Source organism: Actinophytocola sp. (assembly GCF_036402745.1).
Lineage (GTDB): Bacteria > Actinomycetota > Actinomycetes > Mycobacteriales > Pseudonocardiaceae > Actinophytocola.
This window is the reverse complement of sequence record NZ_DASWSJ010000094.1, coordinates 1-24948: the sequence shown is the minus strand read 5'-3', so window position 1 is coordinate 24948 and position 24948 is coordinate 1. Positions and strand designations below refer to the sequence as shown.

Genomic DNA, 24948 nt, shown 5'->3' with positions numbered 1-24948 from the left:
CAGTTCGTCGCGCTCGGCGCCGGAGACGACCGCGCGGTGGTCGAACCCGACCCGCGCGGTCGCCAGCGAACGGCCGACGTCCACCGGCCGCAGCTCCGGCTGGCTCTCCACAAAGGACTTCAGCCGGGTGGCCTGGTCCCGCAGCGCCTGCTCGGACCTGGCCGAGAGCACCCACGGCACCACCGCGGGTTCGGCGGCGGGCTCCGGAGCCGGAGTGGCCGGGGCCTCCTCGATGATCACGTGTGCGTTGGTGCCGCTCACCCCGAACGACGACACCCCGGCCCGGCGCGGGCGGCCGTTCGGCTCCCACGGGACGGGCTCGGTGAGTAGCTCGACCGCGCCGGCCGACCAGTCCACCTTCGGGCTCGGCTCGTCGATGTGCAGCGTCCTGGGCAGCACGCCGTGCCGCATGGCCAGCACCATCTTGATGACCCCGCCGACGCCGGCGGCGGCCTGGGTGTGGCCGATGTTGGACTTCAGCGAGCCGAGCCACAGCGGGCGGTCGCGGTCCTGGCCGTAGGTGGCGAGCAGGGCCTGCGCCTCGATGGGGTCGCCCAGCGTGGTGCCGGTGCCGTGCGCCTCCACGGCGTCCACATCGGACGGAGTGAGCCCGGAGCTGCCGAGCGCCGTGCGGATCACCCGCTGCTGGGAGGGGCCGTTGGGGGCGGTGAGCCCGTTGGACGCGCCGTCCTGGTTGACCGCGGAGCCACGCAGGAGCGCGAGCACCGGGTGCCCGTTGCGCCGCGCGTCCGACAGCCGCTCCACGACCAGCACGCCGACCCCCTCGGCCCACGCGGTGCCGTCGGCCGACGCCGAGAACGCCTTGCACCGGCCGTCCTTGGCGAGCCCGCGCTGCCGCGAGAACTCGACGTACAGCCCCGGCGTGGCCATCACGGTGACCCCGCCGGCGAGGGCGAGCGAGCACTCGCCGGACCGCAGCGCCTGCGCCGCGAGGTGCAGCGACACCAGCGACGACGAGCACGCGGTGTCGATCGTCACCGCGGGGCCCTCGAAGCCGAGCGTGTAGGCGACCCGGCCGGAGGCGACGCTGCCGGCGGTGCCGGTGCCCCAGAAACCTTCGACCCCGTCGGGCACCGCGCTCGAGCGGGCGGCGTAGTCGTGCGTCATCAGGCCGGTGAACACGCCGGTGGCCGAGCCGCGCAGCGTGGCCGGGTCCAGGCCGGCGCTCTCCAGCGACTCCCAGCAGGTCTCGAGGAACACCCGCTGCTGCGGGTCCATCGCCAGCGCCTCGCGCGGGCTGATCCCGAAGAACTCCGCGTCGAACTCGGCGGCGTCCAACAGGAACCCGCCCTGGCTGACGTAGCTCGTGCCCGGGGTGTCGGGGTCCGGGTCGAACAGCGTGCCGAGGTTCCAGCCGCGGTCGGTCGGGAACCCGGTCACCCCGTCGACCCCCGCCGACAGCATCTGCCACAGCTCGTCCGGTGTGGACACCCCGCCCGGGTAACGGCAGGCCATGCCCACGATCGCGATCGGCTCGTCGGCCGGCCGCGCCGCGGTGACGACCGGGCGGGTCTCCTCCTCCTGCTGGTCACCCAGCTCGGTGAGCAGGTACGCGACGAGTGCGTCCGGGGTGGGGTAGTCGAACGTGAGCGTGGCGGGCAGCCGCAGGCCGGTGGCGGTGTTGAGCCGGTTGCGCAGCTCGACCGCGGTCAGCGAGTCGAAGCCCAGCTGCTTGAACGCGTTGGTCGCGGTCACCGCGTCCGGGTCCGGCAGCGCGAGCACGGCCGCGACCTGCGCGCGCACGATCTCCAGCAGGTGCTGGCGCCGCTCGTCCGCCGGCCGGCCGGCGAGCCGGCCCGCCAGCGCGGACGCGGTGGGCCGGCTGGTCGTGGCCCGCTTGCGCGGGGTCCTCGCCAGCCCGTGCAGTGGCGGCGGCGCGTTCGTCGCGGTGCGCAGGGCGGCCTGGTCCAGCGTGACCGGGACGAGGTGCGGCTCGCTCGTGCGGCAGGCGATGTCGAAGAGGGCGAGCCCGTCGGTGACGGTGTGGGGGAGGACGCCGCTGCGGTTGAGGCGGGCGCGGTCGGCCTCGGTGAGGTTCTTCGTCATCGCGCTGTCCTGCGCCCACAGGCCCCACGACAGCGCGGTCGCCGGCCGGCCCTGGGCGTGCCGGTGCGCGGCGAGGCCGTCGAGGAAGCTGTTGGCGGCCGCGTAGTTGGCCTGGCCCGCGGTGCCGAGGATGCTCGCGACGGAGGAGAAGAGGACGAACAGCTCGACGGTGTCGACGCTGCCGGCCAGCTCGTGCAGGTTCAGTGCGGCGTCGACCTTGGGCCGCAGCACGGCGTCGACCCGCTCCTCGGTGAGCGACTCGAGGATGCCGTCGTCGAGCACGCCGGCCGCGTGGATCACGCCGGTCAGGTCCGGGATCGTCGCGAGCAGCTCGGCCAGCGCGTCGCGGTCGGCGGCGTCGCAGGCGGCGATCTCCACCTGTGCACCGAGTTCGGTCAGCTCCGTCTGCAGTTCGGTGGCACCAGGGGCTTGGGGGCCGCGGCGGGAGGTGAGCACCAGGTGCCGCGCGCCGTGTTCGGCGATGAGGTGGCGGGCGAGGGCGGCGCTGAGCGTGCCGGTGCCGCCGGTGATCAGCACGGTGCCGGCCGGGTCGAACAGCCGGCGGTCCGAAGTAGACGGTTCGTGCCTGGTGAGCCGCGGCACCGCCAGTGCGTCGCCGCGGATCGCGACCTGGGCTTCGCCGGACGCGATCGCCGCGTCGACGAGATCGTCACCGTCGGTCTCCACGAGCGTGAACCGGTCCGGGTGCTCGGTCTGCGCGGAGCGGACCAGACCCCACACCGCCGCCCCCGCGAGGTCCCCGCGCCGGGTGACCACGGCCAGGCGGTCGGCGCCGGTGAGCGACTCCTGCAGCGCGGCGAGCGTGCGGTGCACGGACGCCCGCACCGCCTCGGCCGTGTCACCAGGCTCCACCGTGAACACGTCGGTGCCCGTGATGTCCCGGTCGGTCGGCGTGGGCACGGTGACCCAGTCCGTGGTGTACAGCGCGGCAGCCGGCGTGCCGGCGCCGCCGAGCTGGTCCGTCGAGACCGGTCGCACCGCGACCGACTCGGCGTCGAGCACCGGGTTGCCCTCGCCGTCCGACGCGCTGACCCGGACCGAGCTCGTGCCGTCGGGGGTGAGGTGCACCCGCAGGGTGGTGGCCCCGGTCCGGTGCAGCCGCACGCCGCGCCAGGAGAACGGCAACCACGCCTGGCCCTGCTCCGCCCCGGCGTCGAGGTGCAGCACCATCGGGTGCATCGCCGCGTCGAGCAGCGCCGGGTGCACGCCGAACCGCGCGGCGCCGGCCTGCTCCTCCTCGCGCAAGGTCACCAGGGCGAACAGCTCCGCACCCCGGCGCCAGATGTCCTGCACGCCCTGGAACGCCGGGCCGTAGGAGAAGCCGCGGGCCAGCAGCCAGTCGTAGAAGTCGCCCACCGCGGCGGGTTCCGCACCGGCCGGCGGCCACTCGCTGTCCTGAATGGACGAAGGCACGGCCGGGTCGTCGGCCAGCATGCCGGCCGCGTGGCAGGTCCACTCGCCGTCGGCGTCCGCCGGCCGGGAGTACACCTCGACCGTGCGCCGGCCCTGGTCGTCGGGCCGCCCGGTCCACACCTGCAGGTCCACCGCGTGCTCGCCGGTGAGCGCCAGCGGGGCCCGCAGCGTCAGCTCCTCGATGGTGGAGTCGCCGGTGTACTCGGCCGCGCGGCCGGCCAGCTCGACGAACGCGGTGCCGGGCATCAGCACCGTGTCGAGCACGGCGTGGTCGGCGAGCCACGGCTGTGCCTGCAGCGACAGCCGCCAGGTCAGCACGAGCCGGTCGGAGTCGGCGACCCCCAGCATCGCCCCGAGCAGCGGGTGGCCGGTCGAGGTGAGACCCGCCGCGCTCAGGTCACCGGCGTCGGCCGGACGCAGCCAGTACGACCGCCGCTGGAAGGCGTAGGTGGGCAGCTCGACCAGCCCGGCGCCGGCGAAGAACGCCGACGTGTCCACAGTGGAGCCTGCGGCGGCCAGCCGGCCGAAGGCCTGGGCGGCGGTCCGCGCCTCGTCGCGGTTCGCGCGCAGCAGCGGGACGACGGTCGCGTCGTCCGGTGCCATCGCGGACAGCACCGCGTCCGGGCCGAGCTCCACGAACGTCCGCACACCTCGGGCGGTGAGGGTGGTGACCGCGTCGGCGAACCGGACGGCGTTGCGGACCTGGTTCACCCAGTAGCCGGGGGTGAGGTCGGCGAGCTGCCCGGTGACCGTGGAGATCAGCGGGATGGCCGGTGGGTGGTGCGTGACCGCCTCGGCGACCGCCCGGAACTCGTCGAGCATGGGGTCCATGAGCGGCGAGTGGAAGGCGTGGGACACGGTGAGCCGCTTGACTTTCCTGCCCCGCGCACGCAGCTCGTCGGCGACCGCGAGGGTCGCGTCCTCCGCGCCGGAGATGACGATCGAGGTGGGTCCGTTGACCGCGGCGATGGCCACGGTGTCGGACAGCAGCGGGGTGACCTCGTCCTCGGTGGCCTGGACGGCGACCATCGCCCCACCGCGGGGCAGCGCCTGCATCAGCCGGCCGCGCGCGGCCACGAGCGTCGCCGCGTCGTCGAGGGACCAGACGCCGGCGACGTGTGCGGCGGCCAGCTCGCCGATCGAGTGGCCGGCCACGAAGTCGGGGCGCACGCCCCAGGACGCCAGGAGGCGGAACAGGGCGACCTCGACGGCGAACAGGGCCGGCTGGGTGAACTCGGTGTCGTGCAAGGCTTCCGTGTCCAGCACCTCGGCCAGGGGGCGCGCCAGGTGCGGGTCCAGCGCCGCGCACACCTCGGCGAAGGCGGCCGCGAACACCGGGAAGGCGGCCGCGAGCCGGGCGCCCATGCCCAGCCGCTGCGAACCCTGGCCCGTGCACAGGAACGCGAGCCGGCCGTCGGACGCGGTGACCGCGCCGTCGATGGTGGCGAGCGCCGCCAGCAGCTCGTCGCGGTCCGCGCCCGTCACCACGGCCCGGTGGTCGAAGAGCGCCCGGGTCTCCAGCAGCGACCGGCCGACCTCCGCTGGCCGCAGCTCCGGCCGGATCTCCACAAAGGACCGCAGCCGGGCGGCCTGGTCGCGCAACGCCTGCTCGGTCTTGCCGGACAGCACCCAGGGGACTACCGCGGGCTCGGCGGCGGGCGCGGCCGGCACGCTGGCAGGAGCTTCCTCGATGATCACGTGTGCGTTGGTGCCGCTCATCCCGAACGACGACACGCCCGCGCGGCGGGTCCGCTCGCCGGCCGGCCACGCGGCCGGCTCCGTCAGCAGGGTCATCGCGCCGGCCGACCAGTTCACCTTCGTGGTCGGCTCGTCGACGTGCAGGGTCCGCGGCAGCAGCTCGTTGCGCAGCGCCGCCACCATCTTGATGACGCCGCCGACGCCGGCGGCGGCCTGGGCGTGGCCGATGTTGGACTTCAGCGAGCCGAGCCACAGTGGACGGTCGCGCTCCTGCCCGTAGGTCGCGAGCAGGGCCTGCGCCTCGATGGGGTCACCCAGCATCGTGCCGGTGCCGTGTGCCTCCACGGCGTCCACATCGGACGCGGTGAGCCCGGCGTTGGCCAGTGCCTGCCGGATGACCCGCTGCTGGGAAGGACCGTTGGGGGCGGTGAGCCCGTTGGACGCGCCGTCCTGGTTGATCGCGGTGCCGCGCAGGACGGCCAGCACCGGGTGCCCGTTGCGTCGCGCGTCGGACAGCCGCTCCACGACCAGCATGCCGGCGCCCTCGGCCCAGCCGGTGCCGTCGGCGGACTCGGCGAACGCCTTGCACCGGCCGTCGGGGGACAGGCCGTTCTGCCGGGAGAACTCGGTGAACGTCTCCGGTCCGGACATCACGGTCACGCCACCGGCCAGCGCCATCGCGCACTCGCCGGAGCGCAGCGCCTGCACGGCGAGGTGCAGCGCCACCAGCGAGGACGAGCACGCCGTGTCGACGGTCATCGCCGGGCCTTCCAGCCCGAGCGCGTAGGCGATCCGGCCGGACGCGACGCTGCTGGCGATGCCGGTGATGAGGAAGCCGTCGACGCCGTCCTCCTCGGTGTGCCCGCCGCGGCCGTAGTGTTGCACCGGCAGCCCGGCGAACACGCCGGTGTCGCTGCCCCGCAACGTGGTCGGATCGATGCCGGCGCGCTCGAGCGCCTCCCACGAGGTCTCCAGCAGCAGCCGCTGCTGCGGGTCCATGGCCAGCGCCTCGCGCGGGCTGATGCCGAAGAACTCGGCGTCGAAGTCCGCGGCGTCGTGCAGGAACCCGCCCGCGTTCGCGCTGATCGTGCCCGGGCCGTCGCCGTCGAACAGCGCGGTGAGGTCCCAGCCGCGGTTGGTCGGGAACTCGGTCACCGCGTCCACGCCGTCGACCACGAGCCGCCACAGGTCCTCCGGCGAGGTCACGCCGCCGGGGTAGCGGCACCCCATCCCGACGATCGCGATGGGCTCGTCGAGCCGCGGCGCGACCGACGTGACGGTCGCCGCCTCGGTCGCCGCGCCCGCGCCCAGCTCCCGCAGCAGGTGCTCGACCAGCGTGTCCGGCGTGGGGTAGTCGAAGATCAGGGTGGCCGGCAGGTCGAGGCCGGTGGCCGCGGAGAGCCGGGCCCGCAACTGCACGGCGGTCAGCGAGTCGAAGCCCAGCTGCCGGAACGGCGTCTCGGCGTCCAGCGACGGCGGCGCGTCGCCGTCGAGGACCGCGACCGTCTCGGCGTGCACCAGGTCCAGCACGACCCGCGCGCGGTCGGCCTCCGGCGTGGCCAGCACGCGCTCGCGCAGCGCGGCCAGCGTGGCCTCGGTGCCCGGGTGCGTCGGCCCGTCGGCCGGCTGGCTCCGGCGCGCGGCGACCACGCACGGCGAGCCGCCGGCCACCGCCGCGTCGAACATGGCCGGGCGCCGCGCGGCCGCCAGCTCGGCGAAGCCCGCCCGCGCCCACGTCACCGACACCGCCGGCAGGTCGAGCACCTGCCGGTGGCGGGCCAGCGCGTCGGCGAACGCGGTCGCCGGGTTGTCCCCTGTGGACAGCAGCACGAAGGCGGCCAGGTTCTCGCCGAGCGTGCGCTCGTGCGCCGCCTGCGCCACGTCCGGCGCCGGCTCGACACACACCACGGCCGTGACGTCGTCGCGCTCGTCGAACGTCGCGGCCAGCGCCTCGGCGTCCGCGGCGGTGACGACGACCGCGCCGTGCGCCCGCGTCAGGTGGCGCACCAGCGCCGGGTCGGGCTCCGCGCCGACCAGCACCACCGTGCCTCCGATAGCCGGGCCTGAAGGTACTGTGTGGACGGCCGTGAACCGGGGCCGCAGCAGGGTTTCCGACCGGATGGCCACCTCGGCGTGCCCGGACGCGACGGCGCCGCGCACGGTGGGTTCGGTCACCACGTCGGCGTCGACGAGGACGACCCGGCAGGGCTGCCGCTTCTGGAGCTCCCGGGCGCGGGCCCACGCGGCGCCCAGTGCCGGCTCGGGTGCGTAGCCGCCGGCGTGGACGGCGCCCCTGGTCAGCAGGACCAGCCGGGTGACCGCGAGCCGCTCGTCGGCGAGGCAGGAGGTCAGCTGCTCGGGCAGCGCGCCCGTGGTGTCGAGTCCGACGCAGGCGACGTCCGGGGCGGGCCTGCCGTCGCCGACGGCGGCGAGCAGCGCGGCCAGGTCGGGATATACGTCCACAAAGGACTTTAGGTCGGTCCCCGATGCGCCGGGGCCGACGAGGACCCAGTCGCCCGGCTCGCCGTCGACCGAGTGCGGCACCGGCTCCCAGCCCAGCTCGAACAGTTCGTCGTGGACGGTGGCGGCGGTCGCGAGCAGCCGGGCCGGCGCGTCGAGCAGCCGGTGCCGGATGACCGCCCCGGCCGCCGTGCGCGGGATCGCGGGCACCGCGTACACCTCGACCGGCACCGCGGCCGCGCCCAGCCGTTCCCGGCAGGCGGCCAGCAGGGTCGCCGGCTCGGCGTCGGGGGCCACCACGAACGCGACGGCGGTCGCGCCGAGCTCGTCGTCGGGCCGGCCGGCGACCGCGGCGTCGAGCACCCCGTCGACCGCGCGCAGCACCGCCTCGACCCGCTCCGGGCGCACCTGCTCGTCGCCGACCACGATGACGTCGGCGAGCCGGCCGGTGACCGTGAGGTAGCCGGACTCGTCGCGGCGGGCCAGGTCACCGGTGCGGTACCAGCCGTTGCGCAGCACGGAGGCGGTCGTGTCGGGGAGGTTGTGGTAGCCGCCGGCCATCACGTTGGGCCCGCTGACCCACAGCTCGCCCTCCTGGCCGGTGCCCATGTCGGTGCCGGTCAGCGGGTCGACGATGCGCACGCTCAACCCCGGCACGGGCAGGCAGCGCAGGTCATGGTCGTGGTCGTGGTCATGGTTGTGGTCACGGCCGCCGCGGGGCCAGCTCATCGCGACCGGGCCGCAGGTCTCCGTGGTCACGTAGACGTCCAGCAGCGGGGCGGAGAACGCGTCCGCGAACGACTCCCGCAGGGCCGCGTCGGATGCCGCGCCGACGGCGAGCCCGGCGCGCAGGTCGGGGGCGTCGGCGGCCAGCAGCGTGCCGAGGACCGCGGGGGTCCCGGCGACGATCGTGCTCCGCTCGTCGGCGAGCACCGCCCGCAGCCGGTCCGCCGACAGGTTGCCGGCGAGCCGCACGGAGGCGCCGACCGCGGTCGCGGCCAGGACGCAGAGGTGGTGCGCGAGCCCGTCGTGCACCGCGAGTGGCCACAGTAGACGGTCCGCATCGGACAGTCCCAGGACCGGCGCGTACGCGGCGGCGGCCGACCACAGCGCGTTGCGCTGGGTGGACAGGACGCCCTTGCGCGGGCCGGTCGTGCCCGCCGTGTAGACCAGGAAGGCCAGCTCGTCCAGGCCGAGGTCGTCCCTGGCCGGTGCGCCCGGCTCGGTCGTCGCCAGCTCCTCGAACGACACGGCGTCGACGTCGCCCGCGGGGCCGCTGACGATGACGTTGAGCGGCGCCGGCTCGAGCCCGGTGACCAGCGGGAGGCGGGCGGCGTCGGTGATCACCGTGTCGGCGCCGCTGTCCTCGACCAGGCGGGCCAGCTCGGCGGCGTCGAGCGCCGGGTCGAGCGGCACCGCGACCGCGCCGGCCCTGGTGATCGCCAGGATGCTCTCCACCGCGGTCACGCCGTCGAGGAAGACGGCGACGCGGTCGGACGGCCACACCCCGAGATCCGCGAGGTGCCCCGCGATCCGTGCGGTCCGTTCGGCGAGCCCGGCGTGGGTCACGCTGCGCCGGGCGTCGGCGAACGCGACCCGCGCGGCGAACCGGCGGGCGTTGGAGCGAAGCAGCTCGGGTAACGGCCGGAGCAGGTCGGTACGCGGCATGTTGTAAGCACCTCTTGGGGAACGACGACCGATATGGAACCGGGTGTGGCCGACCAGGCATGCCCATGCTGCCCTCGGGTGGTCCACCGCCGGGTAACCGGCGAGCAGCGCCACGCTGGTGCGGGCCCCGCGGGCACCGCGCCGCGGCGTCAGTGACCGGCGACGACCGAGACCTGGATCGTCGCGTCGTGCTCGAGAATCCGCTGCTGGAGCTCCTGGAGCCCGCGGCCCGGCTCGAGCCCGAGGCTGTTGACGAGGGCCTCGCGGGTGCGGCGGTAGACCCGCAGCGCGTCAGCTTGGCGGCCGGAGCGGTACAGCGCGAGCATGAACTGCTGGCACAGCCGCTCCCGCAGCGGCTCGGTCCCGGTGAGCACCTCGAGCTCGGGCGTGATCTCCCGGTGCCGCCCGCAGGCCAGCTCCGCGTCGAGCCGATCCTCCAAGGTGGACAGTCGCTCGTCCTCGACGGCCGCGAGCTCGGACCAGTCGATGCCGGCCTCGACCAGGTCGGCGAGGGCCCGCCCGCGCCACAGCGCCAGCGCCTCGCGCAGCAGCTCGACGCCGCGCTCCGGCGCGCCGTCGGCGATCTCCTGGCGGCCCTCCCGCGCGAGCCGGCGGAACTGGTACAGGTCGACGTCCTCGGTGCTCGTCCGCAGCTGGTAGCCCGGCGGGTGCGTGCGCAGCGACGGCGCGCCTGCCGCGTCGTCGGTGGCATCGCCGCTGCCGGCGAGGATCCGGCGGATCCCGGACACGGCGTTCTGGACCATCTTGCGGGCGGTGGGCGGCGGGATGCCGTCCCACATCGCCTCGAGGATCTGGCTGGTGGGTACCACCTTGTTGGCGTGGAGCACGAGGTAGCCGAGAATCGCCCGCTGCTTGACGCCACCCAGCTCGAGCCGGGTGTCCCCTGCGATGACCTCGATACTCCCAAGAACAGAAAACTTCATGGGTATCACTCCGAGTCTGGAAATGCGTCCGAGCCGCGGTGTCGGCCCTATTAATAGTCCCATCCCGAGTCATTTCCGAGTAACTTTCGCGTATCGCGACACAATTCATACCGGCGGAATGAGCGATTCACGAGCGGCATCGGGAACAATGGACGACGGGCGCGCGGCAGGTTGTCCGGGCCGCCCCGGCGAGGGGAGTCGGGTGCCGACGGCGGCATTCACCAGCATGATGGACACGCGACGTGGTCGGCTGGCTACGGAACGTGAGTGTGAACTATTCACGGACCGCGAATGAGAGAACCCTCGGGGAACGGTGAGTGGGGACCTTGTCGCCATGGCCCCCGGAAGCGCAGATTTGAGACGAACGTTTGCTCCCCACCATCGCAAGCGAACTCACCAAGGAGTCTCCAATGACTACCACCACCCGCGAGATTCTCTCCTCCCTCTTTTTCAACGGTGCCGAGGCCTCGTCCCACGGCAACATCAGCATCGACGTCCTGGACAGCTGGACCAACGGCGGTATCGCCGCTGTCGCGCCCACTACCATCAGCTGGTGCGACGGCCGCTCGCCGGCGAGCGACGTCCACGTCGCGTCCTGACACAGGCGGGCCCACCGCCGGTGCGGGACCGCGCGTCGGCGGTGGTGCCATCCATTCGGCCAGCAAGCACGTGGAGAGACGAGATGACGGACACCGACCTGTGGGTGCGGCGGTTCCACCCGGCTGACGGCGCCGCGACCCAGTTGCTGTGCCTCTCGCACGCCGGCGGCTCCGCGAGCTACTTCTTCGGTGTGTCCCGGGCGCTGTCGCCCGAGATCGACGTGCTGGCCGTGCAGTACCCCGGCCGCCAGGACCGGCTCAAGGAGCCGTGCGTCAGCTCGGTCCACGAGCTGGCCGACCGGCTGGTCGCGGCGATCGAGCCGCTGACCGGCCGGCCGATCACCCTGTTCGGCCACAGCCTCGGCGCCACGCTCGGGTACGAGGTGGCGGTGCGGCTCGAACGTGCCGGCGTCAAACCGACCGCCTTGTTCGCCTCCGGCCGGCCCGCGCCGCACCGGAGCCGGCTCGAGCGGACCCACCTGCGGGACGACGCCGGCCTGATCTCCGCCATGAAGGAACTGGGCGGCACCGACGCCGGCCTGCTCGACGACGAGGACGTGCTGCGCATGGTCCTGCCGGCGATCCGCGGCGACTACACCGCCGCGGAGACCTATGCCCACCGGCCGGGTCCGCGGCTGAGCTGTCCCATCGTCGCGCTCGTCAGTGACCGTGACCCGAAGGTGACCGTCCAGGAGGCAGACGCCTGGCGCGAGCACACCGACGGCGATTTCGAGCTGGCCGTCTTCCCGGGCGGTCACTTCTATCTGAACGATCACGTTCCGGATATCCTGAACAGAATCAGAGCGCACACCCGGTCCATTCCGGCCGGTGCGGTCGTGCGCGACGATTCGGTATCCGTCGAGCGGAACTCTGCCTGACCGACAAGGCAATCCCGTAGGAACCGCGTGCTCTCTCGCGGTGCGTCCGTGCTGTGGCGCAACTTCCCTGTGGTGCGACCGGACTTACCGACCGTTGGTGCGTCCAGTGTGTTGCTGGCTGGACGCTGGTCGCAGTGGTGTGGGCGTTGCGCGTCAGCAGGAAGGCTGCGCCGGCACCGGTCCGTGAGGAGGCACTGGTGAGATGAAGTTAGCTTTTGTTCTGGTCTTCTTTGTTGGCGCGTCGCCGTTCTGGACGCTGATGATCTTCGCGCCGAAGTGGTGGTGGACCAAGCGGATCGTGTCCTCGCCGTGGATCGTGGCGCCGACGCTGGTGTTCTGGTTCGCGTTCGCGATACCCCGGCTGGGTGAGCTGCTGCCGGCCGTGGCGAAGCCGACCCTGGCGGGGTGGCAGGACCTGGTGACCGACCCGGCGGTGCTCACGTTCTTCTGGGCGCAGATCATCGCCTGGGACCTGTTCGTCGGGCGCTGGATGTACCGCGACGGCCTGGCGCGTGGTATGCGGCCGGCGGTCATGAGCCCGCTGGTGCTGCTGACGATCATGCTGTCGCCGATCTCGGTGCCGCTGTACCTGGTCCTGCGCAAGGTCCTCGGCCGCGAGCCCCACGAGGAGCTGGTGCTGCCGGCCAACCCTGGGCCCAAGCTCGCGCCGGAGCCGGTCCGGTCCGGCTGGCACCGCCAGCTGGTGTGGTTCGCCGCGTTCGCCGCGGTGGTCGAGGTGGTCTCCCTGATCGGCCTGGTGTTCGACGACCGGATCCTGGTCGGCGCGCCGATCTGGGCCAAGCCGGCCAAGTTCGCCCTCTCCTTCGGGCTCTACGCGCTGATGCTGGCGTGGATGCTGACGTTACCGAGGCGGCGGCTGCGCCAGGGCGTGATCATCGGCAACATCACCGCCATCGTCTGCTTCATCGAGCTGGCGATCGTGGTCCTGCAGACCGTCCGCGGCCATCGCAGCCACTTCAACATCGCCACCGCCTTCGACCTGATGATGTGGGCGATCATGGCGGCCAGCATCGGCGTGCTCTTCGCGGCCAACGTGGTCGGCGCGGTCATGCTCATGCGTGAGCGGCACGCCGACCGTCCGGCGTTGTGGGCACTGCGGCTCGGCTCGGTGATCTCGGTGGCCGGGATGGCGGTCGCCTTCCTGATGGTCACGAGCTCCGCGGAGCAGCGTGCCCAACGGCCGAGGATGCTCATCGGCGCGCACAGCGTCGGGGTGCCGGACGGTGGGCAGGGTATGGCGGTCACCGGGTGGAACACCACCGGTGGTGACCTGCGGGTGCCGCACTTCGTCGGCATTCACGGCCTGCAGCTGGTTCCGCTGTTCGCGCTGGGGCTCGGTCTGCTGATGACCAGGGTGCCGAGGTTGCGCGACGAGCTGGTCCGGCTCCGTCTCGTGTGGACGTTCGCGAGCGCCTACCTCGGCCTGCTCGCGCTGGCCACCTGGCAGGCGTTGCGCGGGCAGGCGTTGCTGAAGCCGGACGCGCTGACCATCGGTGCGCTGGGTGTGTTGGTCGCTGGGACGGTCGTCGCAGTGGTGTGGGCGTTGCGTACCAGCAAGAAGCCCGTGCCGCCGCCGGCGCCACCGGTCCGTGAGGAGGCTCTGGTCTGATGGATCTCGTCTTTGCTCTGGTCTTCTTCGTCGGCGCGGCACCGTTCTGGACGCTGATGATCGTGGCGCCGCGATGGCGGTGGACGCGGCGGATCATGTCCACGCCGTGGAGCGCGACGCTGCCGCTGGTGTTCTGGTTCCCGTTCGCGATCCCGCGGATGGCCGACCTGTTGCCGGCGGTGGCGCGGCCGCAGCTGCCCGTGTGGCAGGAGCTGCTGACCGACCCGGCGGTGATGACGTTCACGTGGGCGCAGATCATCGCGTGGGACCTGTTCGTCGGACGCTGGATGTGGCTGGACAGCAGGGAACGCGGCATCTCCCCGCTGGTGATGGCGCCGGTCCTGGTGCTGGCGATCATGCTGTCGCCGATCGCGGTGCCGCTCTACCTCGTCCTGCGGCACTTCGTGGGCCGCGGTCGGCTGAGCGCGCCCGAGCCGGCGGCCCGGGCCACCGTCTCGGTGTGACTACGCACGACGACGCCACGCGAGCAGCGCTGAGCTGCCCGCGTGGCGTTCGCGCTCCATCGGCCGGTTACCGCGCGGTGGCCCCACCGTTGACGAACGACGACTGGCCGGATACCCCGCCCCGGCATACTGACACCCATCGGGACCTGGTCGTGCCAGCTCGAAATCGTAAGGGGTAGCACAACATGTCCACCGAACGTGCTCTGCCCTCGTACTGGGTGGTCGTGCTGACCGCGTCCGGCGCGAACTTCCTCGCCATGCTGGACTCCACGGTCACCATGCTCGCCGTGCCGGCACTGCAACGGGACTTCCCGGCGGCCTCCCTGCCCGAGCTGTCCCTGGTCGTCGGCGCCTACGCGCTGCTGTTCGCCGCGCTGCTCGCGCCGAGCGGGCGGCTCGCGGACACCTTGGGGCGCAAGCGGATCCTGATCGGCGGGATCGCCCTGTTCACCGTGGCCTCGCTGCTGTGCGCGCTGGCGCCGACCGTGCCACTGCTGGTGGCGGCTCGCGCGGTGCAGGGCATCGGCGCCGCCGTCATGGTGCCGGCGTCGCTGTCGGTGCTGCTGCTGGACACCCCGGCCGAGCGCAGGATGATGTCGATCTCGCTGCTGAGCGCCGCCGGCGCGGTCGCCGCCGCGGTCGGCCCGAGCCTCGGCGGCCTGCTGGTCGTGGCCTTCAGCTGGCATGCCGTGTTCCTCATCAACCTTCCGCTCGGCATCGCGCTGATCGTCGCCGGGGCGCGGGTGCTCCGGCCGGGTGCGGTGACCGGCGGGCTGCTCGACGTGCTCGGCACGGCGCTGCTGGTGCTGGGAATCGGCGGGCTCACCGTCGGCATCACCAACGGCACGAGCTGGGCGTGGACCTCGGCCAGGACGCTCGGCTGCCTGGCCGTCGGCCTGCTGTGCCTGGTGCTCGCCGGGCTGCGGTCGGCCCGGCACCGCTCGCCGGCCATCGAGGTCTCGCTGTTCGGCAACAACCGGGTGTTCACCTCGGCGAACCTGGTGGCCCTGCTGTACGGCACGGTCATGTACACCTGGCTGCTGGTCAGCGTGCTGTTCCTGACCGACATCTGGCGCTACTCGGAGCTGGAGGCTGGTCTCGCCCAGACTCCCGGCGCGGTGATCGCGGCCATCAGCGCCGTGGTGATGGGCAAGGTGATGGGCCGGTTCGGCGGGCCGCGGTTCTCGGCGGTCGTCGGCATGTCCGCCCACGCGCTCGTGCCGATCATCCTGTTCCTCTTCCTCACCAGGGAGAGCGCCTTCCTCGAGATCTGGCTGCCGTGCAGCGTGCTCGTCGGGTTCGGCATCGGCGCCACGCTGATGGCCGCGATGTCCGCCGGGGCGATGTCCGCGCCGCCGACGAAGTTCGCCAGCGTGAGCGCGCTGAACAACACCGCCCGCCAGGTCGGCGGCGCGCTCGGGGCCGCGGCCGTGGCCACCATCCTCCAGTCGGGCACCGTGCCGACCGGAGCCGGCGGCACCCGGACCCTGTCGGCCTATCTGGACGTCTACGCGTTCTGTCTGGTCCTGACGGTGATCGCGATCGTGGTCGCCTTCTTCGGACTCAGGACGTCCGCATCGAAACAGCCGCAACGCCCGCCGGTCGCAGCACAGCGCGAGTCCGTGCCGGTGGCGGACTGAGACAACTCGGAGGAGAACAATGGCGGACAACAAGTGCCCCGTGCACGGCAACGACATGCCGTTCGACGAGGAGTACTGGCACGCACCGTTCGACACCTACGCGCAGTTCCACGAGCAGGGCCCCATTCACCGGGTCTGCCTGCCCGACGGGATTCCGGTGTGGCTCGTGACCGGGTACACCGAGGTCTACGACGCGCTGCGGGACCAGCGGCTCGCCCGGCAGCGCAAGTACGCCGGCGCCGACTACACCAACCAGCTCCCCCCGGAGGGCCTGGCGCAGTCCCGCCTGGTGATGGAGGACCCGCCCGAGCACACCGCGACCCGGCGGCTGGTGAACTTCGGCTTCGTGCCGAGGCGGATGCGGCTGCTCAAGCCGAAGATCCACGAGCTGGTGGACGAGCTGCTCGACGACATCGAGGTGAAGGGCGCGAACGGCGCCGTCGTCGACCTGATGGACGTGTTCTGCGCGCCGCTGCCGATCACCGTGGTCTGCGACCTGATCGGCGTGCCCGAGGAGGAGCGCGGGCACATCAGGGAGTGGGGCGAGCTGGTCTTCTCCGGCAAGCTGGTGAACCCTCAGGGCATCGGTGAGGCGATGGCCAGGGCGCTCGTGGCGCGGCGCACGAACCCGGTGGACGACCTGCTCTCGGTCTGGGCCGAGGTGAAGGACGACGACGGAAACCTGCTGCCCCCCGAGGACCTGTCCCACTTCGCCATCATCATGTTCGCGGCCGGCTACGACAGCACGATGGGCATGCTGTCCTGCAGCTCGATCGCGCTGATGCAGCGGCCTGAGTACGCCGCACGGCTGGCGAACGCGGACGACGACGAGCTGCACAAGCTGATGGAAGAGATGTTCCGGATGTACAGCCCGACGCAGCGCGGGTTCCGCCGGTTCGCCAGGGAGGACCTGGAGATCGCCGGCCGGCGGATCTCCGCGGGCGACACGGTGCTGCTCTCCATCGGCGCGGCCGACCGCGACCCGGGGAAGTTCCCCGACGCCAACGAGCTGGACTTCGACCGGAGCGAGAACAAGCACCTGGTCTTCGGCCGGGGACCGCACGCCTGCCCCGGCGCCGAGCTGGCCCGCATCGAGAACGGCGTCGCGCTGCAGCGGCTGTTCCAGCGGTTCCCGAACCTGAGGTTGGCGGTGCCCGCGGAAGAGCTGCAGTGGCGCGAGTCGACGCTCATCCGCCTGCCGCTCTCGCTGCCCGTGACCATTTCCTAGGAACTGTCGGCTCGACCGGGAGACGGCCGCGCCTGGAATAGGCGCGCGGTTACCGCGGCGTGGGGTCGAGCGGAGAAATATCGAGCCATGGCCGGCGCACGAGCCCGTGGCCGCAGTCGCTTGACACAAGAGAGGTATGACATGTTGCGAACCGAGCTGATCCGGCCGCTGACCGAGCTGCTGCGGGCGAACGCCGTGACCGTCGGGGAGAAGACGGCGTTCGCCGACGCCCGGCGGAGTGTGACGTGGGCGGAGCTGGACCGGCGGACCGCGCGGGTGGCCGGGCACCTGGCCGGGCTGGGTGTCCAGCCGGCCGACCGGGTCCTGCTGTACCTGCAGGACTGCGTGGAGGCGGTGGAGACCTACCTGGCCGTGCTGCGCGTCGGGGCGATCAGCGCACCCGTCCACACCGGACTCGAGGACGCCGAGCTCGCCAGCCTGCTGGCGGACAGCAAGGCGGCGGCGGTGTTCACCGACCCGGCCAACCTGGCCCAGGTGCGCCGGCTGCTGGCGGACTTCCCCGACCTGACCGTCGTCCTGGTCGACCACGACGGGGAGCCCACGGCGCAGGACCGCGCCGAGCCGGTGTACTCCACGCTCGCCACGACCGAGCCGGAGTTCGCCGGCGACAGCGACCTCGGGCTGGACGATCTGGCGTTCCTGACCTACACCGCGGGCACCACCGGGTCGCCGCGCGGCGTGCTGTTCAGTCAGCGCAACGTGATGTGGGCGATCGCCGCCTGCTACGCGCCGATCCTCGGCCTCGGCGCCGACGACCGGGTGTGCTGCCCGCTGCCGCTGGCCGAGGGTCTCGCCCAGCAGGTCGGCGTGATCGGCGTGGTCACGGTGGGCGCGACCGGCTGGATCGCCAACGCCTCGGCCGCAGACCTCGGCGACCTGATCGCACAGCGGTCCGGCTTCCTGACCGACCTGGTCGAGCAGCGGATCACCTTCCTGGCCGGCATGCCCAGCACCTACCACGACCTGCTGTGGGCGGCCGAGCGACAGGAGACCGTCGAGTCCGACCTGCGGACCTGCCTCGTCGCCGGGTCGACGGGGGTCCCCGCGTTGCGGGAGGCCTTCGACGACAAGTTCGGCGTCCGGCTGCTCGACAGCTACATGACCACGGAGACCACCGGACCGGTCGCGGTGAACTGGCCGACCGACGGCCGGGTGGACGCCATGGGCGGCCTGCCGATTCCCGGCATCAGCGTGCGGGTGATCGACCTGCGGACCGGCACGGACGCCGGTATCGGCCAGGAGGGCGAGATCTGGGTCAGCGGGCCGAACGTGATGGCCGGCGGCTACCACAACCAGTCCGAGGCGGCCCCGCCCGCGGTCACCGACGGCTGGTACCACACCGGCGACCTGGCCAAGCGGGACGAGCTCGGCTACCTGACCATCACCGGCCGCATCGCCGAGGTGATCACCCGGGGCGCCGAGCTGATCAACCCGCGCGAGATCGAGACCGTCCTGCTCGGCGTGAGCGGGGTGGCCGCGGCCGTCGTCATCGGCGAGCTGGACGACGCCATGGGCGAGGTGCCGGTGGCCTACCTGCAGGCCGGACCCGAGGGCCTCGACCCGAACGAGATCTTCGCCGCCTGCTGCCGCGGGCTGTCGCCGGCCAAGGTGCCGGTCGAGCTGTACCGGGTCGACGAGATCCCGCGGGCCCGGGCCGGCCGGCTGGCCCGCCGGGCGCTGCTGGACGTCCCGGCCGAGCTGATCGCCGTGCTGCCCGTCGAGCGCAGCCCGAGGACGGACCCCCGGTAACCCGGCCCGCCGCCGGTCCGGCGGGCGGTGCCGACAACCAGCCTGACGCATCCTGATCGAGGAGTTCGGACGTGGCGGACGAAGAGAAGTACCTGGCCTACCTCAAAAGGGCGACGGCCGAGCTGCGCGAGGCCCGCCGCCGCCTGACCGAGGTCGAGGGCAAGGCCCGGGAGCCCATCGCGATCGTCGGCATGGGCTGCCGGTTCCCCGGCGGGGTGTCCACACCGGACCAGCTGTGGGAGCTGGTGGCCGCGGGCGGTTCCGGGATCTCGGAGTTCCCCACCGACCGCGGCTGGGACGTGGACCGGCTGTACGACCCGGACCCGGAGGTGGCGGGCAAGTCCTACACCCGGCACGGCGGGTTCCTGCACGACGCCGGGTCGTTCGACGCCGAGTTCTTCGGGATCAGCCCGCGCGAGGCGCTCACCATGGACCCGCAGCAGCGGCTGCTGCTGGAGACCTCCTGGGAGGCGCTGGAGCGCGGCGGCGTCGACCCGCAGTCGCTGCGCGGGTCCCGCACGGGGGTGTTCGTGGGCGTGATGTGCCACGACTACCTCCCGTCGCTCGCCGAGCTGCCGGAAGGCACGGAAGGCTTCTGGGGCACCGGTACCGCGGCGAGCGTCGCGTCCGGCCGGATCGCCTACCTGCTCGGTCTCGAGGGGCCCGCGGTCACGCTGGACACCGCGTGCTCGTCCTCGCTCGTGGCGCTGCACCTGGCGGTGCACGCGCTGCGGGCGGGGGAGTGCGACCTCGCGGTGGCCGGTGGCGCGACCGTGATGGCCAAGCCGGACACGTTCGTGGAGTTCTCCCGCCAGGGCGGCCTGTCCGCGGACGGGACGTGCAAGTCGTTCGCCGAGGCCGCCGACGGCACCGGCTGGGGTGAGGGCGCCGCGGTGCTCGCGGTGGAGCGGCTGTCCGACGCGGTGCGGCTGGGCCACCCGATCCTGGGCGTGGTGCGGGGTTCCGCGGTGAACCAGGACGGCGCGTCCAACGGGCTCACCGCGCCGAACGGGCCGTCCCAGCGCCGGGTGATCACCCAAGCGTTGGCGTCGGCCGGCCTTGCGGTGTCCGATGTGGACGCCGTGGAGGCGCACGGCACGGGCACCCGGCTCGGCGACCCCATCGAGGCCCAGGCGCTGCTCGCCACGTACGGGCAGGGCCGGTCGGCCGACCGGCCGCTGTGGCGGGGGTCGATCAAGTCCAACCTGGGGCACACCCAGGCGGCGGCCGGTGCGGCCGGCGTGATGAAGCTGGTGCTGGCGATGCGTGCCGGGCAGCTCCCGCCCACCGTGAACGTCGACAGCCCCAGCTCCCGGGTGGACTGGGACACCGGTGCGGTCCGGCTGCTCACCGAAGCGCGGCCGTGGCCGGCCGGCGAGCACCCCCGCCGGGCCGGGGTGTCCTCGTTCGGGATCAGCGGCACGAACGCGCATGTCATCATCGAGGAGGCGCCGGCCGCTGAGGCCGCCGAGCCGCGGGCCGAGGTTCCGGTTGCCCCGTGGCCGGTGTCGGCCAAGTCCGCGGAGGCGGTGCTCGGCCAGGTCGAGCGATTGCGGTCTCTTGTGGACAGTGATCCGCTGGATGTCGGGTTCACGTTGGCGACCGGGCGGGCGAGGTTCGACCACCGTGCGGTGCTCGTGGACGGTGTGGAGGTGGCGTCGGGTTCGGTCGTTGCGGGTGGGTTGGCGTTCTTGTTCACGGGTCAGGGTGCGCAGCGTGCTGGTATGGGCCGGGCGTTGTGCGAGGCGTTCCCGGTGTTCGCGGCGGCTTTTGACGAGGTGTGTGCGTTCCTGGATCCGTCGTTGCGTGAGGTGATCGCGTCCGGTGAAGGCTTGGACGACACGGGGTACACGCAGCCGGCGTTGTTCGCGTTCGAGGTGGCGTTGTTCCGGTTGTTGGAGTCGTGGGGTGTCCGGCCGGATGTGGTGGCTGGGCATTCGATCGGTGAGCTGGCCGCCGCACACGTCGCTGGTGTCTGGTCGTTGGAGGACGCGTGCAAGGTGGTGTCCGCGCGGGGTCGGTTGATGCAGGCCCTGCCCACCGGCGGCGCCATGATCGCCGTCCAGGCCACCGAAGCCGAAGTGTTGCCGCTGTTCACCGACACGGTCGGGATCGCCGCGATCAACGGCCCCGACTCCGTGGTGATCTCCGGTGAGGAGGACGCCGCGCTCGCGGTCGCGGGGGTGTTCGCCGAGCAGGGACGCAAGACCAAGCAGCTCGGGGTGTCCCACGCGTTCCATTCGCCGTTGATGGAGCCGATGCTCGCCGAGTTCCGGGCGGTCGCGGCGGGTGTGACCTATCACGAGCCGACCATCCCGATGGTGTCCACCGTGACAGGTCAGGTCGCGGACTTCGCTGACCCGGACTACTGGGTCGGTCAGGTGCGGAAGGCGGTCCGGTTCGCCGACGCTGTGGGCACGTTGGTCGAGCAGGGCGTGACGACGTTCGTGGAGTTGGGTCCGGATGGTGTGCTCAGCGCGATGGGCCAGACCGGTGAGTCCACTGTGGTCTTCGTGCCGACCCTGCGCAAGGACCGCGACGAGGTGCACACGCTGGCCACCGCGGTGGGTACCGCGTGGGTGCGTGGCGTCGACGTCGACTGGGCTGCCCTGCTCCCCGGTGGCCGCGGGGTCGAGCTGCCCACCTACGCCTTCCAGCACAAGAACTACTGGCTCGTCCCGGCCACCGCGGGCACGGACGTCGGCGCCGCCGGGCTCAACCCCGCCCGCCACCCGCTGCTGGGTGCGGTGCTCACGCTTGCCAACGGTGACGGCACCGCGCTGACCGGCCGGCTCTCGCGGCACTCGCACCCCTGGCTCGCCGACCACGCCGTGCGTGGCGTGGTGCTGGTGCCCGGCTCCGCCTTCGTGGAGCTGGCGCTGCGGGCCGGGCTGGAGGCGGGCTGCGAGCACCTCGACGACCTGACCATGGAAAGCCCGCTGGCGCTGCCCGGGCAGGGTGCGGTCCGGCTGCACGTGATCGTGTCGCCCGCCGACGACACCGACCGCCGGGCCGTGACGATCTACTCCCAGCCCGACGACGAGGACGACCAGCCGTGGATCAGGCACGCCTCCGGCACGCTGTCGGCCACCCCGCTGCCGGCCACCCCGCTGCCCGCCGCCCAGCCGGACCTCGCGTGGCCGCCGGCCGGTGCGCAAGCCGTTGACCTGACTGGGTTCTACGCCACGCTGGCCGAGTCCGGGTACGACTACGGGCCGCTGTTCCAGGGCCTGCGGGCCGCCTGGCGGGCCGGCGACGAGGTGTTCGCCGAGGTCGCGCTGCCCGAGCAGGCCCGGTCGGAGGCCGACCGGTTCGGCGTGCACCCGGCGCTGCTGGACGCGGCCCTGCACGCCGTCGCCCTCGGGGACTTCGTCGCCGGGACCGTGAACCTGCCGTTCAGCTGGACCGACGTGTCGCTGAGCGCGACCGGCGCCACCTCGCTGCGGGTCCACATCGGACCGGCCGGCCAGGACACCGTGACGCTCACGCTGCTCGACGACGCCGGCGCGCCGGTCGCCGCCATCGGGTCGCTGCTGCTGCGCCCGGTCTCCGCCGAGCAGCTCGCCGCGGCCGGCACCACCACCCCGAACTCGCTGTACACACTGGACTGGGTCCGGGCCGCCGCCGCGCAGCCCGCGGCCCGGCTGCCCGAGGTGGCCGTCGCACCGCGGGCCGGAGAGGCGCTCCCCGATGCCGCCCGCACCGCCGCGACCTGGGCGCTGACCACGCTGCAGGAGTGGCTCGCCGCCGACCGGGAGACCGGCGAGAAGCTGGCGCTCGTCACCCGCGGCGCGGCCGCCGTCGACCCGGCCGGGGACGTGCCGGACGTGGCCGCCGCGGCTGTGTGGGGCTTCGTCCGGGCCGCGCAGCTGGAGCACCCGGACCGGTTCGTGCTGGTCGACACCGACGACACGGACGACAGCGACGAGCAGGCGCTGGCCGCCGCGGTCGGCTCGGGTGAGCCGCAGGTGGCGGTCCGCGCCGGTGAGCTGTTCGTGCCGCGGCTGTCCCGGGCCGCGGGCACCGGCGGCCCGGCGCTCGACCCGGCCGGCACCGTGCTGATCACGGGCGGCACCGGTGGCCTCGGCGCGCTGCTGGCCCGCCACCTCGTCACCGAGCACGGCGCGCGGCACCTCCTGCTCGTCTCCCGCCGCGGCCCGGCGGCACCGGGCGCGGCCGAGCTGGTCGAGGAGCTGACGGCGCTGGGGGCAACGGTGGACGTCGCCGCCTGCGACGCGGCCGACCGCGAGGCGCTGGCCGCGCTCCTCGCCACCGTCCCGGACCTGACCGGTGTCGTCCACGCGGCCGGTGTGCTCGACGACGGCGTGCTTGAGTCGCTGACCCCGGACCGCGTCGAGGCCGTGCTGCGGTCCAAGGTGGACGCCGCGGTCAACCTGCACGAGCTGGCCGGGGACGTGGCGCTGTTCGCGCTGTTCTCCTCGGCGGCCGGCGTGTTCGGCAGCGCGGGGCAGGCCAACTACGCCGCCGCGAACACCGTGCTCGACGCGCTGGCCCAGCACCGGCGGGCCACCGGTCTGCCCGCGGTCTCGATCGCGTGGGGCCTGTGGGCGGGGTCCAGCGGCATGCGTGACCAGCTCGACGCGGCGGACCTGGCGCGGCTGTCGCGCACCGGCTTCGGCGCGCTGTCCACTGAGGACGGTCTGGCGCTGTTCGACGCGGCCTGCGCGGCGGACCGGGCACTCGCGGTACCGGTCAAGCTCGACCTGGCCGGCCTGCGCAAGTCCGGCGCCGACGTGCCGCCGCTGCTGCGGGGCCTGGTCCGGGCACCGGCCCGCCGGGCGGCCGCCGCGGGTGGCTCCGACGGGCTGGCCCAGCGGCTGGCCCGGCTGGGTGAGCCCGAGCAGCAGGCCCTGCTGCTGGGCGTGGTGCGCGAGCACGTGGCCGCGGTGCTCGGCCACGGCTCGCCGGACGCGGTCACCGGCGCGCAGGCGTTCAAGGAGCTGGGCTTCGACTCGCTGACCGCGGTCGAGCTGCGCAACCGGCTGAACACCGCGACCGGGCTGCGGCTGCCGGCCACGCTCGTGTTCGACCACCCTAGCCCGCTCGCCGTCGCCGACCTCCTCCGTACTGAGCTGGCCCCGGCCGGCGGCCCGCTCGCCACCGCGGCGCTGCCGGCCGCCGCTGTGGTGACCGACGAGCCGGTGGCGATCGTCGGCATGGGCTGCCGGTTCCCGGGTGGTGTGTCCACTCCGGACGAGCTGTGGGACCTGGTGGCCTCGGGCCGCTCCGGCGTGTCGGAGTTCCCGGCGGACCGCGGCTGGGACCTGGCCGGCCTGTTCGACCCGGACCCGGACGCGCTCGGCAAGTCCTACACGCGGCACGGCGGGTTCGTCGACGACCCCGACCGGTTCGACCCGGACTTCTTCGGCATCAGCCGGCGCGAGGCGCTGGCCATGGACCCGCAGCAGCGGCTGCTGCTGGAGACCACCTGGGAGGCGCTGGAGCGCGCCGGCATCGACCCGCACGCGTTGCGGGGCAGCCGGACCGGGGTGTTCGCCGGCCTGATGTACCGCGACTACGCGCCGACCCTGGCCGGGCTGCCGGAGGGCGTGGAAGGGTTCTGGGGCACGGGGATCGCGGCCAGCGTCGCCTCCGGCCGGATCTCCTACACGCTCGGCCTCGAGGGACCCGCGGTCACCCTGGACACCGCGTGCTCGTCCTCGCTGGTGGCGATGCACCTGGCCGCGCAGGCACTGCGAACGGGGGAGTGCTCGCTCGCGCTCGCCGGCGGCGTCACCGTGATGGCCAGCCCGGACGCCTTCGTCGAGTTCTCCCGGCAGCGCGGCCTCGCCGCGGACGGCCGGTGCAAGGCGTTCGGCGCCGGCGCCGACGGCACGGTGTGGGGCGAGGGCGCGGGCATCCTGGTGCTGGAACGGCTGTCCGACGCCAAGCGCAACGGCCACCCGATCCTCGCGGTGGTCCGCGGCTCGGCGGTGAACCAGGACGGCGCGTCCAACGGGCTGACCGCGCCGAACGGGCCGTCCCAGCAGCGGGTGATCAGCCAGGCACTGGCGTCGGCCGGCGTCACCGCGTCCGATGTGGACGTCGTGGAGGCGCACGGCACGGGCACCGCGCTCGGCGACCCCATCGAGGCACAGGCGGTGCTGGCCACCTACGGCCGGGACCGCGCCGAGGACCGGCCGCTGTGGCTGGGCTCGATCAAGTCGAACATCGGCCACACCCAGGCCGCGGCCGGTGCGGCCAGCGTGATCAAGATGGTCATGGCGTTGCGGCACAACACGTTGCCCGCGACGTTGCACGTGGACGAGCCGACCCAGCAGGTCGACTGGACCTCGGGTGCGGTCAGGCTGCTGGCCTCGCCGGTGCCGTGGGAGGCCAACGGTCATCCACGCCGGGCCGGGGTGTCGTCGTTCGGGATCAGCGGCACGAACGCCCACGTCGTCATCGAGGAGCCGCCGGCGGAGGCCGAGCCGGAGCCCTCGGCCG

Annotated in this window: 9 protein-coding genes and 1 pseudogene; 8 read left to right on the top strand and 2 right to left on the bottom strand. The window is 73.2% G+C overall.

The window, feature by feature from the left end; all coding sequences use genetic code 11:
• A partial coding sequence (locus VGD70_RS09235) for an SDR family NAD(P)-dependent oxidoreductase (protein ID WP_331080103.1) occupies positions 1 to 9327 on the bottom strand: 9327 nt, incomplete at its 3' end.
• A gap of 149 nt (positions 9328 to 9476) precedes the next feature.
• A complete protein-coding gene (locus VGD70_RS09230; protein WP_331080101.1) occupies positions 9477 to 10271 on the bottom strand; it encodes an AfsR/SARP family transcriptional regulator in 795 nt (264 codons plus the stop codon).
• A 410-nt stretch (positions 10272 to 10681) separates the two neighbouring features.
• Between VGD70_RS09230 and VGD70_RS09225 the strand changes: the two genes are divergently transcribed.
• The 8 genes and pseudogenes from VGD70_RS09225 to VGD70_RS09190 form a co-directional block, all read left to right on the top strand.
• Positions 10682 to 10870 carry a hypothetical protein gene (locus tag VGD70_RS09225; RefSeq protein WP_331080099.1) on the top strand — a complete coding sequence of 63 codons (189 nt, stop codon included), beginning with the start codon at positions 10682 to 10684 and terminating at the stop codon, positions 10868 to 10870.
• Between the two features lie 83 nt (positions 10871 to 10953).
• Positions 10954 to 11748 (top strand): thioesterase II family protein, encoded by a 795-nt coding sequence (locus VGD70_RS09220; protein WP_331080097.1) that lies wholly within the window; start codon positions 10954 to 10956, stop codon positions 11746 to 11748.
• A gap of 202 nt (positions 11749 to 11950) precedes the next feature.
• A complete protein-coding gene (locus VGD70_RS09215) occupies positions 11951 to 13378 on the top strand; it encodes an ABA4-like family protein (protein WP_331080096.1) in 1428 nt (475 codons plus the stop codon).
• Complete coding sequence (locus VGD70_RS09210) at positions 13378 to 13842, top strand: ABA4-like family protein (protein ID WP_331080094.1); 465 nt, start codon at positions 13378 to 13380, stop codon at positions 13840 to 13842. The genes VGD70_RS09215 and VGD70_RS09210 overlap by 1 nt, the downstream gene beginning before the upstream one ends.
• Before the next feature lie 185 nt (positions 13843 to 14027).
• Positions 14028 to 15482: an MFS transporter gene (locus tag VGD70_RS09205; protein WP_331080092.1), complete on the top strand. Its 1455-nt coding sequence runs from the start codon at positions 14028 to 14030 to the stop codon at positions 15480 to 15482.
• Positions 15483 to 15501: 19 nt separating this feature from the next.
• A complete protein-coding gene (locus VGD70_RS09200) occupies positions 15502 to 16710 on the top strand; it encodes a cytochrome P450 (protein WP_331080090.1) in 1209 nt (402 codons plus the stop codon).
• A gap of 141 nt (positions 16711 to 16851) precedes the next feature.
• On the top strand, positions 16852 to 18480 hold the full coding sequence (locus tag VGD70_RS09195) for a class I adenylate-forming enzyme family protein (protein WP_331080088.1): 1629 nt from the start codon (positions 16852 to 16854) through the stop codon (positions 18478 to 18480).
• Between the two features lie 74 nt (positions 18481 to 18554).
• Positions 18555 to 24948 (top strand): annotated as a pseudogene (locus tag VGD70_RS09190) (SDR family NAD(P)-dependent oxidoreductase); the annotation flags it as partial.